This window comes from Halolamina sp., from assembly GCF_036626355.1.
Taxonomy (GTDB): domain Archaea; phylum Halobacteriota; class Halobacteria; order Halobacteriales; family Haloferacaceae; genus Halolamina.
The window spans coordinates 1-15,545 of sequence record NZ_JAZKRY010000070.1; the positions used below are offsets into that span (position 1 = coordinate 1).

The window sequence follows — 15,545 nt, forward strand, 5'->3', positions numbered from 1 at the left end:
GTCGAACGCCGCCGGTTCAGGGGCTCCCATCACCGACACGGATGGTCACGGCGGCACAGACTCGCAGTAATCACTATCAGTTGTCGTGGATTTCTTCGAACCCCACGACGAAGGCGGCGACTCGGGAGGAGCCTTAGTTCGTCGTGGATTTCGATTCTTCGCCGTTTTCGGGCGCCTCGACCCCTTCGACGGCTTCGGAGGTCTCGGTCTGCTTTTCGGTGTCGATATGCCACCGGTCGACCACGTCCTCGTACTCCGCGAGGCGATCGCTCACCTCCTCTTTCAGCTCGTCGTCGTTGATGTTCACTTCGAAGACGAACTCCTCCCGGTCGCCCCGGGAGCTGCGCTGGACGTTCGCGCTCACGAGTTCGTTGTCGAAGTAGTACGGCGCGAGCTGGGTCATCACCTTCCGGTAGACGGTGTCCTCGACGGTCCGGATGGCTTTCCGTCCCGCCGAGTCAGCAGCCCGTGTCGCGTAGCTGATCGAGTCCTGCCAGCGCTCGATGGCGCTTTCACTCTCGCCTTCCTCGACTTTCTCGTAGGACTCACTCAGCTTCTCCCCGGCGGATTTGATGTCGTCCTCGGGCCGCTTTCCTTCGCGTTCGCCGGGGCCCTCGCCGATGCTTGCCTGTTCTGCAGTCTTCTCTTCGATGTCTTCGCCCAGGCGCTCGTGGGATTTGGGTCGCCATTCGTCCCACTCATCGAACGCCTCGCCGTCAACGCTGGCGTCCCGGAGCGCACTGGTGATGCGCTCGCCGTGTTCGACGATCTCGCCCCACGAGCCGCGCTGTTTGAAGCCGGCGATGCTCTCCTCCATCTCTTGTAGACGGCAGGAGTTCGGCACACATAAGTTCCGGCTGTTCCACGTTCCCACACCGCTATGCCGGAGAAGTCGGTGTTTTACGCGCCGAGCCCAACGACCGGGTATGAGTGGACGCCCAGACACGCCGGAGATGGCCGACCTCATGGAGACCGAACAGCCCAGCTTCCAGGAAATTCTCGCCTGCGTGTTCGGTATCCAGAACCACGAGAGTCGGACGTATCTCGCCCTCCTCGACGCGCCCGATAGCACCGTCGCCGAGCTCGCCGACGAACTCGACCGCGACCGGAGTAACGTCAACCGCTCGCTGACGACGCTGCTCTCGAAGAACCTCGTCGATCGCCGGCGCCGGCTGCTCGACCCCGGCGGCTACGTCTACGAGTACACCGCCGTCGACCTCCCGGTAGCCAAGGAGATGCTCCACACCGCGCTCGACGAATGGGTGGAGAACGTCCACGCGGCTATCGGGGAGTTCGGCCACGAGGACTGACGACACCCACGGCTCCGCTCACCGCGACCAGCTCGCCTGACTACCCCGACCGACTTTTCACGCCGCCCCTCCGAGTGGCGGTCGATGACCGATTCCCTCTCCCTCACCGCACCGCCACCGACGCGGCCGCCCGACGTCGACGAGAACTGCTGGCTCGCCTGCATCGCCTGCGGCGAGACGTTCCCGCCGTTCGCCGACATCCGCTACACCTGTGACGACTGCGGCGGCCTGCTCGAGGTGCGTTACGCCGACCTCCCCAGCTGGGACGCCTTCGAAGGCCGGGGTGTCTGGCGCTACGCCGCCGCGCTCCCCTTCGAGACGGGCCGAACTCGCGCGGCCGAGCCCGACGACCCGCCTGCCGGCGTCAGTCTCCCGGAGGGGGACACGCCGCTGTACGAGGTCCCCAGCATCGAGGCCGACCTCGGGCTCGACCGGCTCCGGGTCAAACACGAGGGAATGAACCCGACGGGGAGCTTCAAAGATCGCGGGATGACCGTCGGCGTCGGTGTTGCCGAGGCTGTCGGGGTCGACCGGCTGGCCTGTGCCTCGACCGGCAACACCTCCGCGGCGCTCGCGGCCTACGGCGCCCGGGCGGGCCTGGAGACGCTGGTGCTCCTGCCCGCTGGGAAGGTCGCCGCCGGGAAGGTCGCCCAGGCGTCGCTCCACGACGCCCGGATTCTGGAGGTTGACGGCAACTTCGACGACTGTCTCGACATCGTCCAGGAGCTCGCCGTAGCCGGTGAGGCGTATCTGCTGAACTCCCTCAACCCGTTCCGGCTGGAGGGCCAGAAGACGATCGGCCTCGAAATCCTCGAGCAGTTCCGCGACGAGGAAGGAACGTTCCCCGACCGCATCGTGCTCCCAGTGGGCAACGCGGGCAACACCGCCGCGCTCTACAAATGTTTCCGGGAACTGGTCCACGCCGGTGCGATGGCGGTCGAGGAGGTGCCCAAACTCACCGGCGTGCAGGCCGCCGGCGCCGCGCCGTTCGTCGAGGCTATCGAGAGCGGGTCCGACACCGTCGAGCGCTGGGAGACGGTCGAGACGCGCGCGACGGCGATCCGCATCGGCGAACCGGTCAACGCATCAAAGGCACTCCCGGGGGTGCGTGAGACGGGCGGCACCGCCGTCGCTGTCGAGGACGAGACGATTACCGACGCCCAGCGCGCACTGGCACGCGAAGGTGTCGGTGTCGAACCCGCCTCCGCGGCCTCGGTTGCCGGCCTCCGCACGCTCCGAGAGCGTGGTGAGGTCGACGCCGACGAGCGCGTCGTCTGTCTCACGACGGGGCATCTGCTGAAAGACCCCGGGGCCGCGGCCGCGGCGGGCGACGAACCTGAACCAGTCGAAAACGATGTAAACGCGGTGCTGTCGCTGCTGTCCTAGTCCAACTCTCGAACGCTACGCTCTTGCCTACGCCGTCCCTTAACCCGACAAATGGAACGTGTCGCCGCATTCGACCGCGTGGAGGCGCTGCTTTCCACCGTCGAGGACGAGAGGATGCCCGTGCCGGTCCGGGAGATCTGGCTCTACGGTGACGCCGCGCTCGGTCTCGACCCGATCGACCGCCTCGATATCTACCTCACGAAGGATATTCTTCTGCGGGACGACTCGGAGGGGCCGGACGACGCTGGCGAGCGCTTCGAGCGCGAGTACGGGGTGAAAGGCGTCGGCAGCACCGTCCGGGCTGACTGGGCCGAGCAGTATCCCGAGTATCTCCGGGCCAGCGAGAACGGCTACGCCGCCCCGGAGCGCTGTCTTGCTGCCCATCTCACCGACGACGACGAGCCGATCCATCTGGAGGTCTGCAACGCTTCGTTCGGCGATAACGTCACCCAGCGCCTCAAAGGGGCGATGGACCGGGAAGCCTACCAGGAGATTCTCGACCCGCGCGGAGCCTGCCTCTGGATCGACGGCCAGCGCGACGAGGAGACGCTGACGGAACTCCGGGCGGGCGAGATCGCGTTCCCGACGCTGCCCGAGTCGCTCTCGATGCTCGGCGTCGACCAGGACGCAGCGGAGACGGCCGCCGAGGCGATGCGCGCTCATCGCCGCGAGCAGACGGGTGCGACGGTTCGCGGCGACGTCGTCTGAGCGGCGGGCAGAGGGCCATCGCTCACGGGCTCGATGACGTGGTAGAAAGACCGGGCGGCACAAAACGCGTCGGTCGTGCGATGCACCGGCAGCGTCGCACCAGCGCTATCGGATGACGTCCAACCCGTTGTTGGTATCGGTCCGGTCGCGACCGCCGTCCCGGCGAGTCGTCGTCGCTGACTGCTGTCGGTCGCCCGTGTCACCCTCCTTCGCGTTGCGCTTGGCATCGAAGTCGACGTTCTCGATGTCGGTATCGCCGAGCGCACGCTTGGATTCGTTGGCCTGCTTCTGCGTGCTTGGACCCAGTACCTGTGCGGACTGGACGCCGGTCATGATGGCCATGACGCGGACTTTCCCCTTGTAGCTCTCCTGAATCCGGGCGCCCCAGATGACGTTCGCCGAGGCCTCGAGGCGCTCGGTGATGCTGTCGGCGATCCCCTCGGCCTCCTTCAGCGTGAGGTCGGGGCCGCCCGTGATGTGGACCAGCCCGCCGCTGGCGCCGCGGTAGTCCACGTCGAGCAGCGGGTGGTTCATCGCGTCGGAGACGACCTCTTCGGTCTTGTTCGAGTCCTGTGTCTCCCCGACGAGCATCACGGCGACGCCGCCCTGGTTCATGATCGTGGACATGTCCGCGTAGTCCAGGTTGATGAGCGACGGCTGCGTGATGGTCTCGGAGATCCCCTTTACCGTCTCGGCGATGATCTGGTCCATCACCGAGAACGCCTTCCCGATGGGAAGGTTGGGGACGTAGTCGAGCAGGCGGTTGTTGTCCAGCACGATGATGGAGTCGGCCTCCTCGCGGAGCTTTTCGAGTCCCTCTTCGGCTTTCACCGTGCGGGCGCGCTCGACGTTGAACGGTGTCGAGACCATCCCGACGACGATTGCCCCAGCCTCCTTGGCGATTTCGGAGATCACGGGTGCGGCACCGGTCCCCGTCCCACCGCCCATGCCGGCAGTGACGAACACGAGGTCCGCGTCGCCGAGCACTTCCTTGATCGTTCCCTGGGCCATCTCGGTTGCGCGCTGGCCCATCTCCGGGTCGCCACCGGCACCGAGCCCTTCAGTGAGGGATTTGCCGACGAGAATCTTCGTGTCGGCCTCGATCATCTTGAGGTGCTGCTTGTCGGTGTTGATGGCGACGGTTTCGGCGCCGTCGACGCCGATGTTGTAGAGTCGGTTGACGGTGTTGTTGCCAGCGCCACCGGCGCCGACGATGACGATTCGAGGGTCACCGAACTCGTCGTCGTCGGCGTCCTCCTGCATCGAGCGCTGCTCGGCCTCCGCGTTATCGAGTGCGTCCTGAACGATATCCTGCATCGTTACACCTTGGCCCAGCTCGCGTCACGACGCCCGCTCTGCTCCTCCGCGTCGCTCTCGTTGATCATCTCCCGAACGGCTGACCGGATGGCCTCGCTCCGGTTGGGGTACTCCCCCGTCTCCACCAGTTCTTCGACCTGTTCGACCTGCTGCCGTGGTATCCGTAGTGTGACACGCTCCATTGGTTATTTCCCCCGGTAAGACGAATCCGGCGCGAGCCGTTGTCCCACAGTCCCGACCATACCGGGGTCCCCGCCCCGGCTGGACTCTGTAAGACGACCGTCTTACGCATCGTACCGAACGGAACTATTCCATAAAAAGCTACCGACGGTTTCAAGCTAATATAATAAAGTTTCGGTGCTTTGTGGCTCCAGCGTTTACATCCTGCCGTTCGTCGTCACTCTCATTCATACGTCGCGAGACCCAAAAAACAGCGTTGCTGAGCGCCAGAAACTGGATATTGCCCAATTCGATGTCTGACAGCAAATCACCACACGGCGACCTCAGTGTATGACACTCACCGCGTTTTCGTCGTCGCACCCGGTCCGGCGCCGATCGTGTCATGTCGCACGCGGTCCCACCGGCGGGGGCGCTGGCTGCTGGGGCGAGGGGTCGCTGAGGTCTCATGGCGGTACGTTCCTCCTCCGTAACGTGCCCACGGTATAAATCTTGGTCAGCACTCTATGTCCAGCGTCTGGACGACCGTAAGACGCGCGTCTTACTGCTCCGGACGTGACGACGCTATCCTACCGAAGTCGACGTTCGCCGCCGCCGACGCCAATAGTGTAGAGTCGGGTGCTGTGGTATTTCCGGCCCCTGGCGCGGAGGATGAGGCCCTGCACGGCGATATCTTCCCCGATCCTCCCGTAGCTCTGGGAACGCACGTGAAACGGATTACAATCGGGCCTGAACCTACTGATACTGAACACCATCGGGAAACGCACCCGGCGCGTGCTACGCCCGGTCGAACACGTCAGACGTCGGGCTGCGACGGCCGCAGCCGGGACAGAACGTCCATTCGCCACGGATCTCCTGGCCGCACTCACACTGGGGGGTGCGCTGGACTTCCTCACCGCAGTTGGGGCAGTAAGCGTGCTCCTCGTCGATATCGTGGCCACACTGCGGGCAACTCCCGTCGTCGTCCTCGGTGCGCTCGGGTTCGTCCGTTATGCCCCCTTCGACGGTCGTGTTCCCCGGCGTATCCAGGGTAATATTGACGTTTACGTCCCGAGTAGCCTCCTCGCCCAGTCGCTGCTGCAGTAGTTCGTCGACACGTTTGGCAACCGGCTCGCCGGCCACTGCCGAACCGCTCTCTCCTGTCGCGCCGCCGACCCCGGGCTGTCGGTCGAGGAACTCCCGGAGCGCCTCGCGCATCACCTCGCTTTTCGACGCGTCGAGGCCGTCCAGCCGCTCGACGAGCGCGTCGTCGGCGCGGAAGGTGATTTTGCTCATACACGACGATTGAGCCGCTCCCACAAGTAGTTTCCGCGGTGTCTGACGCGTGTCAGCGGAGCTGTCAGACACGCCAGGTAGCCCCGCTCGGCGGTTTCTCGACCGGAAGCGCCCCTCGGAAGCCATAAACCCCCCGCAGCGATTATACTCAGACATGGATTACGAGGCGAAACTCGACCGTGCGCTCACGCTCGTGCCGGAACTCGGCGGGAGCGAAGAGCGCCTCAGCGTGCCCGAGCCGGAAACACAGAAGGACGGCGCGTTCACACGGCTCACCAACCTGAAGGAGATCGCCGATGCGCTCTCTCGGGAGGGGGAGCATCTCCACCGGGAGATCCAGAGCGAACTGGGGACGGCCGGCCAGCTCGGTGACGGGCGTTCGCGCTACAACGGGAGCTTCTCCCCGAGCGATTTCCAGGCCGCCATCGACAGCTACATCCAGGAGTTCGTGCGCTGTTCGGAGTGTGGGCTCCCCGACACCCGACTGGTGAACGAGGACGGCACGATGATGCTTCGCTGTGAGGCCTGTGGGGCGTTCCGCCCGGTGACCAAGCAGTCCACGGCGAGCAAGAGCCAGCAGGTAACGACCGATATCGAGGAGGGCGAGACCTACGAGGTCGAAATCACCGACACCGGCCGAAAAGGCGACGGCGTCGCCAAACGCGGCGACTACACCATGTTCGTCACGGGCGCCAGCGAGGGCGAGACCGTGCGGGCGAAGGTAGAGAACGTCTCGGGCAACCTCGTGTTCGCGAAGAAACTCTAAGCCGCTCGACCAGCCGCCATTTCCTTACCGGTTGGCCCCTAACAGGGAGCCATGGCTGACGAGAAAGACCCCCAGAAGGAGGCTGCGAGACGCCAGCGTGAGCGCCACGAACGACAGGAGGAGTCGCTGGGGAGCGCGCTCGACCGGCTCGACGACGAGTACGCGGACGAGGTGGCGGCACGCGAGGCGATCATGGAGGAGCTGGGCGAAGCTGAACACGCCAAGCCGGCCGAGACGACTGAGAAGGAGGCCGCCGAGGTCGAGCGCGAGACCACCGGGGTCGTCGATGAAGTCGATGAGGAGGACGAGCCTGACACCGCATAGCGTCCCCGGAGGACCACTCGGCAGCCCACAACGCTACCGGCCGCTCTTCTCACTAGTCGAACGCCCGGCCCTGCACTGGGTTAGTCACACCCGCACGCCGGACAGGTCCCTGCTGATACGGTTCGCAGCGACGAGCGCTCTCTCGACGAACTGTCGACCGAGGCCACCAACGTGATCCGGCAGAACATCTGGGCCAGCCTGAGAGTCCGAAGGCGCTGCTCGCGTTCGGCCTCCCGTTCGGGCTGGTCCCCATCTGGGTAGCAGTGCTCGTCCGCGACGCCGGGCTCACCACCGCCGTCACGGGCAACGCGATGGGGCTCTCGAGCATCGAGTGTGAGACGCTCGAGGACTGACGCCGCTTGCGGAAGGACTCAGCGGCGACTGCTGGGCACCGATTCACCAGCAGTACCCGGCAGGAACCGGGGGCCACCCGGATGTTTTTGGCGTCACCGATGAACAATCGGGGTATGCCGACAGAACTCCCTGATTCCGAGTACCGCTCACGACTCAGCGAGGTGCGGGGGAAACTCTCGAACACCGACGCCGACGCTGCGGTCTGGTTCTCCGCAACGAGCATCCACTACGTCTCCGGCTTCGAACACGTCCAGACCGAGCGCCCGGTCGCGCTCGCGGTGACGGAGGACCGCATCGAGATCACGGTCCCCCGGCTGGAGATCGAGCGCGTCGAGACCGTCGACCGCATCGACGATGTCCACCAGTACTTCGACTACCCGCAGGGCAAACCCATCGCGACCGCAGCAGCGATGCTCGAGGGACTCGGCGCCGATTCCGTCGCCGTCGACAGCGACGGCGCGCCGGGCGTGATGGGCTACGAGGGCCCCTCGCTCTCGGAGTACGTCGACGTGGAGAGCCAGTCCTGGGTCCCGCGAATGCGCTGGGAGAAGACCGATGCCGAGATCGAACTCATCCAGGAGTCGGCCAACTGGGCGAACCTCGCCCACCGCTATCTCGCCGACTACGCGGAGGAAGGGGCCCACCCCGCGACAGTCTCCCAGCAGGCGTCGATGGAGGCCTCCCGTGCGATGCTCGACACGCTCGGCGACCGGTTCACCGAGAACGTCCGGGGCACCGGGCCGGCCCGCGCCGGCTTCATCTCCGCCGACGAGACAGCGCTCCCCCACGGCCACACGCCGAACAGGCGCCTCGAGCGCGGCGACGTACTCATCACCGGCGCGTCGGCCAACGTCGACGGCTACAACTCCGAACTCGAGCGCACGATGTTCATCGGCGAGGTGAGCGACGAGCAGGAGCATTACTTCGACCTCATGCTCGAGGCCCAGGACATCGCCATCGACGCGCTCGGGCCGGGCGTCCCGCTCTCCGCCGTCGACGAGCAGGTCTGGGAGTTCTTCGAGGAGCAGCATATCACCGACCTCGCCCAGCACCACGTCGGCCACAACATCGGCCTCGACGGCCACGAGCCGCCGTACATCGACAAGGGCTGGGGTGACTACGACTACGTCGGCGAGAACGATGACGAGATGGCGCCCGGCCAGGTGTACACCATCGAGCCCGGGATCTACACCGAGAACGAGGGCTACCGCCACTCCGACACCATCGCCATCACCGAGGACGGCACCGAGTGGCTGACCTACTTCCCACGCGATCTCGCCTCGAACGTCATCTCCGAGTAAGCCGTCACAACGCTCTCCCGGTTTTCGTCGCGTTTCGCGGCGCTCCGTGCCCGTATCGAACCCCCTAAGACGGCCCACGTCCAGACACGTGTAATGAGCATCACGCTCGGAGACGCGAGCGCGAACCCCGGCGAGGTCGACACCGGTCGGCTCCGAGTCGGCGAAACCCGTGACGGTAGCCCCGTTGGGCTCCCGGTCTGTGTGGTCAACGGCGCCGACGACGGCGAGACGCTGTACATTCAGGCGGTGTCCGACGGCGACGAACTCAACGGGCTCGGCGTGCTCACCCGCGTCGTCCCCCGGCTCGACCCGTCCGCGCTCTCGGGCGCGGTGTTGTTCGTCGGGATCGTCAACTACTACGCCTACCAGGTTGGCGAGCACCGCAACCCGATCGACGACACGAAGATGAATCGGGCCTACCCGGGCGACGAGGACGGCACCAGTTCGGAGCGTATCGCCGCGGCGACGTTCGATGTCGCCAGCCGCGCCGACTACGTGCTCGACCTTCACCAGGCCTCCACTTCACGGATGCTCAACGAGACGCGGGTGCGCTGTGGCAAACACCACCGGCTCCACGACGACTGTCTCGAACTCGCGAAAGTGTTCGGCACGGGCCATATCCTCGACCAGAAGGGGCCGGACGGCCAGCTTGCGCGTGCGGCGCCCGACGACGCCATCCCCACCGTCGATCCGGAGCTGGGCGGCTGTGTCGGCTGGGACGAGGAGAGCATCCTGTACGGCGTCGATGGCGTGTTCAACGTGCTCACCTACTACGGCTTCCTCGACGGCGAGGTGTCGCCAGGCGAGCAGACTCGCGCCACCGGCTTCGACCAGTACAACTCCCCGACGGGGGGCGTCACGCACTTCCGCAAGGACCTGGGCGACGAGGTTGCCCGTGGCGACGTCCTGTTCGAGGTGACCGACCCGTTTGGCCAACTCAAAGGCCGGGTGACAGCCGACTGCTCGGGCGTGTTCTGGCGCTCCCGCCGACTCCCACAGGTCGCGTCAGGGGAGTACGTCTGCTCGGTGGCGACGGATATCGACACGGTCTGATAGTGATTACGGCGAATAGGTTCATCGACGGTGTCGAGAGCCGCCGGTTCAGGGGCTCCCGTCACCGACACGGATGGTCACGGCGGGACAGACTCGCAGTAATCACTATGAGGCCGGACACCCTGCCGACCCGCAGCTTCCGGAACCAACAACTACTGAACAGCGCCGCCGCATCCACCGGGTATGCGCGACACCGCCACCGACCCAACCCCGCTCGTCTGTCCCGCCTGCGGCGCCGAGTACGCGGACCGCTGGCGCTGTACCTGCGGCCACCCGCTGGCGTTCGCACACCAGCCCCTGCCCGCGGAGCCGGCGCCAGACCCCGCGGCGTTCGACAGCCGTGACGGCCTCTGGAGCTTCGATGAGTTCCTCCCCGTGGAGAAGCGCGTCAGCCTCGGCGAGGGGATGACGCCGCTCCAGCCCGCCCCCGAGTGGGACGCCGAGTTCAAACTGGAGTACGTCTTCCCCACCGGTTCGTTCAAGGACCGCGGCGCCACCGCGACCGTCTCGCGGGCGCTCGAACTCGGCGTCGAACGGGTCGTCGACGACTCCTCCGGGAATGCGGGCGCCGCCATCGCCACCTACGCCGCCCGCGCGGGCATCGACGCCGAGATCTACGTCCCGGCCGGCGTCAAGGAGAGCAAGCTCCGGGCCATCGAGGCCGCCGGCGCGAGGCCCGTCCGAGTCGAGGGAACGCGGCAGGACGTGACCGACGCGTGCGTGGACGCGCTCGCACCCGACGAGGGGGATGCAACGGGCGAGGAGAGGGCGGGTGCCTGGTACGCCTCCCACGCCTGGAACCCCGCCTTTTTCGCCGGCACGGCGACGTTTGCCTACGAGACGGCGCTCCAGCGTGACTGGGCGGTGCCCGACGCCATCGTCTCGCCGCTGGGCCACGGCACGCTGTTCCTCGGCGCCTACCGCGGCTTCCGTACGCTGAAAGAGGCCGGCTGGACCGACTCGGTGCCCCGGATGTTCGGCGCCCAGGCCGCGGGCTACGACGCCATCGCCGCCGAGCTCCACGGCCCCGCCGAGGGGTCGAACGACGTGGCCGACGGCATCCAGATTCGGGAGCCGGTCCGGAAGGAGGCGATCCTCGATGCCATCCACGCGACGAACGGTGACGCCATCGCGCTTCCCGAGGAGGCCGTCGCCGAGGAACTGGACCGGCTCCACAGCGACGGGTTCTACACCGAACCGACCTGCGCCGTCGCCCCCGCGGCGCTCCGGGCGTATCGCGAGCGCGGCGTTCTACACGAGGACGACGACGTGGTCGTGCCCCTGACCGGGAGCGGGCTGAAAACGTGACCGAGTATCCGCCCACCTACTGTCCGGACTGTGGGACCGAACTCGACGACAGCGAGGCGCCACGCTACCGCTGTCCGGGCTGTGAGCGCTCGGTGTACCACTCCCCGAGCATCGCAGCCTCCGTCGCCGTCGTCGACCCAACTGAGAACCGCGTGCTGCTCGGCGAGCGCGCCAGGCCCCCGAGCGAAGGGCGACTCTCGATGCCGGGTGGCCACGTCGACCTCTGGGAGGCGCCGGAGACCGCGGCTACCCGCGAACTGACCGAGGAGACCGGCCTCACCGTCGCCACCGAGGCGCTGCTGCTGCTCGGTGTTCGTGACCTCGCTGCGCTCGCCGACGAGACGGGACTCACCGACGTGAAGCAGATGGTCTGCGCTGACTACGCCGTCTCGTTCGAACGGACGAACGGTGAGCCCGCGGCTGCGGACGACCTTGACGCCCTGCGCTGGGCGACACCGGAGACGTTCGACCGGCTCCCGTGGGCCTACGCGGAGGAGCCGGCGGTCTGTCGGGACGCGTTCGAACGAGTCGGGGACCGGGGAACCATCGAGGCGGCGATCGCCGAGTTCTAAGCTGATTGGGGGCCGAGCTTACCGTTCCGGATGGGTCGGCGCGTCGAAGCCGCCCCGAACCAGCGGCTTGGCGATGTGCCGGCGGGCACACGGCGGCACTTCGTACCAGCCCTGCTCAAGCTCCCGATCCAGTTCGACTGTTTCCTTTCCCGGCGCCGAAGTGTTACAGTCCCGGCAGCGATAGCCCTGCTCCCGCCCGGCGGAGCTCATTGTGTTTCCGCAGTCCGGACAGACCGGGTTCCGCTCGGCGGTCCGGTTCAGGTCGCGGACCGCGAACTTCTCCAGTTTGAGCGTGCTGTCGCTCACCTCGCCACAGAGTGTGAGTCGGTCGCCCCGTCGGAGCGCGCGTACCCGGTCGCGGAACCGCTTGGTCGGCTCGAATGCGGCGGCCTGGAGTTCTGTGGAATCACCGTCGGCGGCTCGAACCCGGAGGAACACGTGCCCGCCGCGCCGGGTCGCTGGTTCGTCGGTGACGACGGCATCGACGCGGTAGGCCCGATCATCTCGGAGTTCGCCCAGGTCGTCGACGTCGACGGCTCGGAGATGGGCGTCAGTGCCCTGGTTCGTGAGAAAGAGTGCGTCGCGCTCGACCGGTTCGGACTCGATCCCTGCAGCGACCGAGCGCACTGCCTCGGGGCTCTCGCCGCGAATGCCGTAGAGAATCGGGCCGGGGGCGCTGGGGACACAGACAGCTTCGCCCTCGCCGTGGTCGACGGTGTCCCAGGCCGCTGGGTAGCCCTCGTCGGCGGCGGCGAAGAGGCTCGCTTCGTCTACCTCGCGGGGGGTTCCGCAGCGCTCGAACGCCCGGTAGGCGATCTGCTCGTAGGTCCACTCCTCGAAGGCGCGATAGGCGCCGACGGCCGCCAGCGCACCGATGCGGCCGTACCCCTCTGCCCAGCTCTCGGTTTCGAAGCCCGCATCCGCGGCGAGTGCGAGCGCGTCATCCAGGTCGTGAAACGACCGAACAGCGTCGCTGGCGAACTGTGCGACCTGCTCGGGAACGGCTTCGGGGTCGCAGTCCGCGACGACCAGTCCTGGCGAGGTTCTGGGGTCCTCAGTCTCTGCCAGCGGGGCGAGTTCCTCGCGAGCGATGTCGGCGGCTTTCTCGGCGTCGAGGTCCGTATGGACCGCGAGGGCAGCGTTTCCGCGGGTCTTCCGGTCGACGGCGGGGTTGAGTCGAACCAGCAGGCGTCGCTCGACGTCTCCCCCCGCAGACTCGATTCGCTCGGCGATGCGGGCGGCGAGATACGTCGTGCACATCCCCCGTTTCCGGGAGTCAGTATCGTCGACGCCGACGACGGTCATGGAGGACGTTGGTGGCGGGGAACCAAGCCGGTTTCGCGTCCCCGCCGGTTCGGTGGCGCTCCCGGGTTAGACTGACAGATTCGCCCGACATAGCCGGGATGTACCTGCGCAACGAATATAAGCCGTGAGTCGCTATAACATATATATGGGTCGAACCGCGCTGATCGAAAACGTCTCGGCGATGCTCCAGGACGCCGGGTTCCGGGTGAGCGACCGGTGTGCCATCCGTCCCAAGAGCTTCGACGTGGCGGCCCGGCGCGGCGAGGAGCTCGTGCTATTGAAAGTGTTGGGGAACGTCGACGCGTTCGACGCGGAGACGGGCGAGGAGATGCGCCGACTGGGCGAGCATCTCTCGGCGACGCCGATGGTCGTTGGGATGCGCACTCGCGACGAGGAGCTCAAACCCGAGGTGGTGTACTTCCGCCACGGCGTGCCGGCGCTCCACCCCGACACCGCCTACGACCTCTTCATCGAAGAGGTTCCGCCGCTCATCTACGCCGCACCGGGCGGCCTCTACGTCAATATCGACGGCGACCTGCTCTCGCAGGTTCGTGAAGGCCGGGATTGGAGCCTCGGGAAGCTCGCCTCCGAACTCGGCGTCTCCCGACGCACAGTGTCGAAGTACGAGGACGGGATGAACGCCTCCATCGACGTGGCGGTGCAGCTCGAGGACATGTTCGACCGCCCGTTCACGTCGCCGATGAACGTGATGGAGGGTGCCGAGGAGGTTCACGACGCCGAACCAACCCCGGATCCGCCGGAGGCCCACCCCAGCGATAAGCACGTCGTCGGCGTGCTCACCCGTGCTGGCTTCACCGTGCACCCGACAGTTCGTGCACCGTTCAAAGCGGTCTCGGAGGACGAGGAGCGCAACGGCCGCGAGGGCGCAACGGTGCTGATGGGTCACTCCACGTTCACCCGGAGCGCGGAGAAGCGCGCCCGGATCATGTCCTCGCTGAGCGAGGTGACCCGGACCCGGTCGGTCTACTTCACCGAGGAGGAGGAAAAACGGGACTCCGTCGAGGGGACCGCGCTGGTCTCCTGTGAGGAGCTTGCGGAGACAGACGATCCCGAGGCGGTTCGGGAGCTGCTCCGGGAGCGCGCCGCCGAGCCTGGCGAAGCCTGAATGAGGCGGTTTGGTTTTTCGTCGTTCAGCACTCCTGTACGAGAGCGACTTCTCCCGCACCTGCGACGACACTGCGACCGTCACCGCGGAGTTGGCCTGGACACGTGGGACCGCAGAGTGATCGATACGAGGCCGTCGTTCGAGTAGTTGTCCGGTGCGAATTCGACAGCAGTGTGAACAGCACTGCGGAGGGTGTTTGGACTCTGGGACTGCAGACGGCGACTGCACCGCGAACGCCACCACGGAGTTCCCAGGGACTCTAGCACCGCCGAGTGCCGGGCACGAGGCCCAGCACAGCACCGGCTTCCCACTGCTCGCGGGTCGCATGCGTCGCCGGCTCCGCCGGCTACTCGTGGGACATCGGGTCCAACGGTGCTCCCCGCTCGCTTCCCGTGGCCTCCCATCCGTTGCACGGGCGACCCATGAGTCGCCCGTACAGCCTGCAGGAGCTTCGGTCCTGCTCTGGTCGGCCACATACCCTCCCCGCGTGTTCCCGGGAGCACGGAGGGAGCGAAGCTCCCGCTCGCATCGAGGAGCGACGCTCCTCGGGCACCCGGAAGCCACCGGCTTCCGGTGACAGCCGGCGGCGTATACAAGCCGGCTGTGGTGGCGACCGACGTCGAAGCGGAGACGTTAGCGGCGACAGAGCGTGAGGCCGCGCTCCGGAAGTGACCATCCGAACCGCGTGCACTGTCTGGGACGATGGTCCGGCTCCCGAGCGCTCTGTAATCGCCAGTTATCGACCGGGTCTGGTCAGGAACGACGCCGACAGGTTGTCGGGGTTGTGACGTTCTCGCTTACCGTCAGGACTCGGGCCTCCTGATGCCTCCTTCCTCGTTGTCCTCGAAGGTGTTGTTGCTCGACTCGACGAGTGCGGCACCCTCCTCGACGTAGATCCCCCACGTCGCGCTCTCTCTGAGTGTGCTGTTGGTGACCGAGGCGTGCCCGTTGCCCGCGGTACCCTCGAGGTAGATATTCGCGTAGTCGTTCGCGCCACCGTGGGCGATGTCGACATTGTCGAAACTGTTGTTCGGATTGTCCGATTTTATCCAGATGCCCTGCCAGTGGCCGGGCGTGGCCGACGCTCCCTCGAAGGTGATGGGCGAGTCGCCCGTCCCCTCGGCGGTGAACGAACTCCCAGCTCTGACCTGAATCCGCGCGCCGTCGCCGAAGGTGAACCGGGCGCCGGGCTCGACCGTGACCGCGCCGTCGGTGAGTGTATGGTCCTGGCCGTCGAAGCGATACGGAACCCCGGGCCAGGTG

16 protein-coding genes are annotated in these 15,545 nt (G+C 66.5%); 10 read left to right on the plus strand and 6 right to left on the minus strand.

The window, feature by feature from the left end; all coding sequences use genetic code 11:
* Positions 1-133: 133 nt before the first annotated feature.
* Complete coding sequence (locus tag V5A38_RS11200) at positions 134-817, minus strand: DUF5828 family protein (RefSeq protein WP_332325848.1); 684 nt, start codon at positions 815-817, stop codon at positions 134-136.
* 109 nt (positions 818-926) lie between these two features.
* Here V5A38_RS11200 and V5A38_RS11205 point away from each other — a divergent pair, with 109 nt between their 5' ends.
* The 3 genes from V5A38_RS11205 (at position 927) to V5A38_RS11215 (ending at position 3,404) form a co-directional block, all read left to right on the plus strand.
* Complete coding sequence (locus tag V5A38_RS11205) at positions 927-1,310, plus strand: helix-turn-helix domain-containing protein (RefSeq protein ID WP_332325849.1); 384 nt, start codon at positions 927-929, stop codon at positions 1,308-1,310.
* An 84-nt stretch (positions 1,311-1,394) separates the two neighbouring features.
* A complete protein-coding gene (gene thrC, locus V5A38_RS11210) occupies positions 1,395-2,696 on the plus strand; it encodes a threonine synthase (protein ID WP_332325850.1) in 1,302 nt (433 codons plus the stop codon).
* Positions 2,697-2,747: 51 nt separating this feature from the next.
* Complete coding sequence (locus tag V5A38_RS11215; protein ID WP_332325851.1) at positions 2,748-3,404, plus strand: hypothetical protein; 657 nt, start codon at positions 2,748-2,750, stop codon at positions 3,402-3,404.
* A gap of 105 nt (positions 3,405-3,509) precedes the next feature.
* On the opposite strand, the gene ftsZ is transcribed toward V5A38_RS11215, so the two are convergent.
* From ftsZ to V5A38_RS11230, 3 genes are all read right to left on the minus strand, one after another.
* Complete coding sequence (gene ftsZ, locus V5A38_RS11220) at positions 3,510-4,721, minus strand: cell division protein FtsZ (RefSeq protein ID WP_332325852.1); 1,212 nt, start codon at positions 4,719-4,721, stop codon at positions 3,510-3,512.
* 2 nt (positions 4,722-4,723) lie between these two features.
* On the minus strand, positions 4,724-4,903 hold the full coding sequence (locus tag V5A38_RS11225) for a ribbon-helix-helix domain-containing protein (protein ID WP_332325853.1): 180 nt from the start codon (positions 4,901-4,903) through the stop codon (positions 4,724-4,726).
* A 772-nt stretch (positions 4,904-5,675) separates the two neighbouring features.
* Positions 5,676-6,173 (minus strand): zinc-ribbon domain-containing protein, encoded by a 498-nt coding sequence (locus V5A38_RS11230; RefSeq protein WP_332325854.1) that lies wholly within the window; start codon positions 6,171-6,173, stop codon positions 5,676-5,678.
* A 154-nt stretch (positions 6,174-6,327) separates the two neighbouring features.
* Between V5A38_RS11230 and V5A38_RS11235 the strand changes: the two genes are divergently transcribed.
* From V5A38_RS11235 to V5A38_RS11260, 6 genes are all read left to right on the plus strand, one after another.
* Entirely contained in the window at positions 6,328-6,939 is a 612-nt protein-coding gene (locus V5A38_RS11235) for a translation initiation factor IF-2 subunit beta (RefSeq protein ID WP_332325855.1), read from the plus strand.
* Between the two features lie 51 nt (positions 6,940-6,990).
* Positions 6,991-7,263: a hypothetical protein gene (locus V5A38_RS11240; protein ID WP_332325856.1), complete on the plus strand. Its 273-nt coding sequence runs from the start codon at positions 6,991-6,993 to the stop codon at positions 7,261-7,263.
* Between the two features lie 467 nt (positions 7,264-7,730).
* Positions 7,731-8,918: a Xaa-Pro peptidase family protein gene (locus V5A38_RS11245; RefSeq protein WP_332325857.1), complete on the plus strand. Its 1,188-nt coding sequence runs from the start codon at positions 7,731-7,733 to the stop codon at positions 8,916-8,918.
* A 93-nt stretch (positions 8,919-9,011) separates the two neighbouring features.
* Positions 9,012-9,971 (plus strand): succinylglutamate desuccinylase/aspartoacylase family protein, encoded by a 960-nt coding sequence (locus tag V5A38_RS11250; RefSeq protein ID WP_332325858.1) that lies wholly within the window; start codon positions 9,012-9,014, stop codon positions 9,969-9,971.
* A gap of 183 nt (positions 9,972-10,154) precedes the next feature.
* A complete protein-coding gene (locus V5A38_RS11255; protein ID WP_332325859.1) occupies positions 10,155-11,279 on the plus strand; it encodes a pyridoxal-phosphate dependent enzyme in 1,125 nt (374 codons plus the stop codon).
* Complete coding sequence (locus tag V5A38_RS11260; protein WP_332325860.1) at positions 11,276-11,851, plus strand: NUDIX domain-containing protein; 576 nt, start codon at positions 11,276-11,278, stop codon at positions 11,849-11,851. Before V5A38_RS11255 ends, V5A38_RS11260 begins: the two co-directional genes overlap by 4 nt.
* A gap of 18 nt (positions 11,852-11,869) precedes the next feature.
* Here V5A38_RS11260 and V5A38_RS11265 read toward each other — a convergent pair whose 3' ends face one another.
* Positions 11,870-13,156: a tRNA(Ile)(2)-agmatinylcytidine synthase gene (locus tag V5A38_RS11265; RefSeq protein WP_332325861.1), complete on the minus strand. Its 1,287-nt coding sequence runs from the start codon at positions 13,154-13,156 to the stop codon at positions 11,870-11,872.
* Positions 13,157-13,301: 145 nt separating this feature from the next.
* Here V5A38_RS11265 and V5A38_RS11270 point away from each other — a divergent pair, with 145 nt between their 5' ends.
* Positions 13,302-14,282, plus strand: coding sequence for a transcriptional regulator (locus V5A38_RS11270; RefSeq protein ID WP_332325862.1), 981 nt, complete (start codon positions 13,302-13,304; stop codon positions 14,280-14,282).
* Positions 14,283-15,085: 803 nt separating this feature from the next.
* Here V5A38_RS11270 and V5A38_RS11280 read toward each other — a convergent pair.
* A partial coding sequence (locus V5A38_RS11280; protein WP_332325863.1) for a right-handed parallel beta-helix repeat-containing protein occupies positions 15,086-15,545 on the minus strand: 460 nt, incomplete at its 5' end.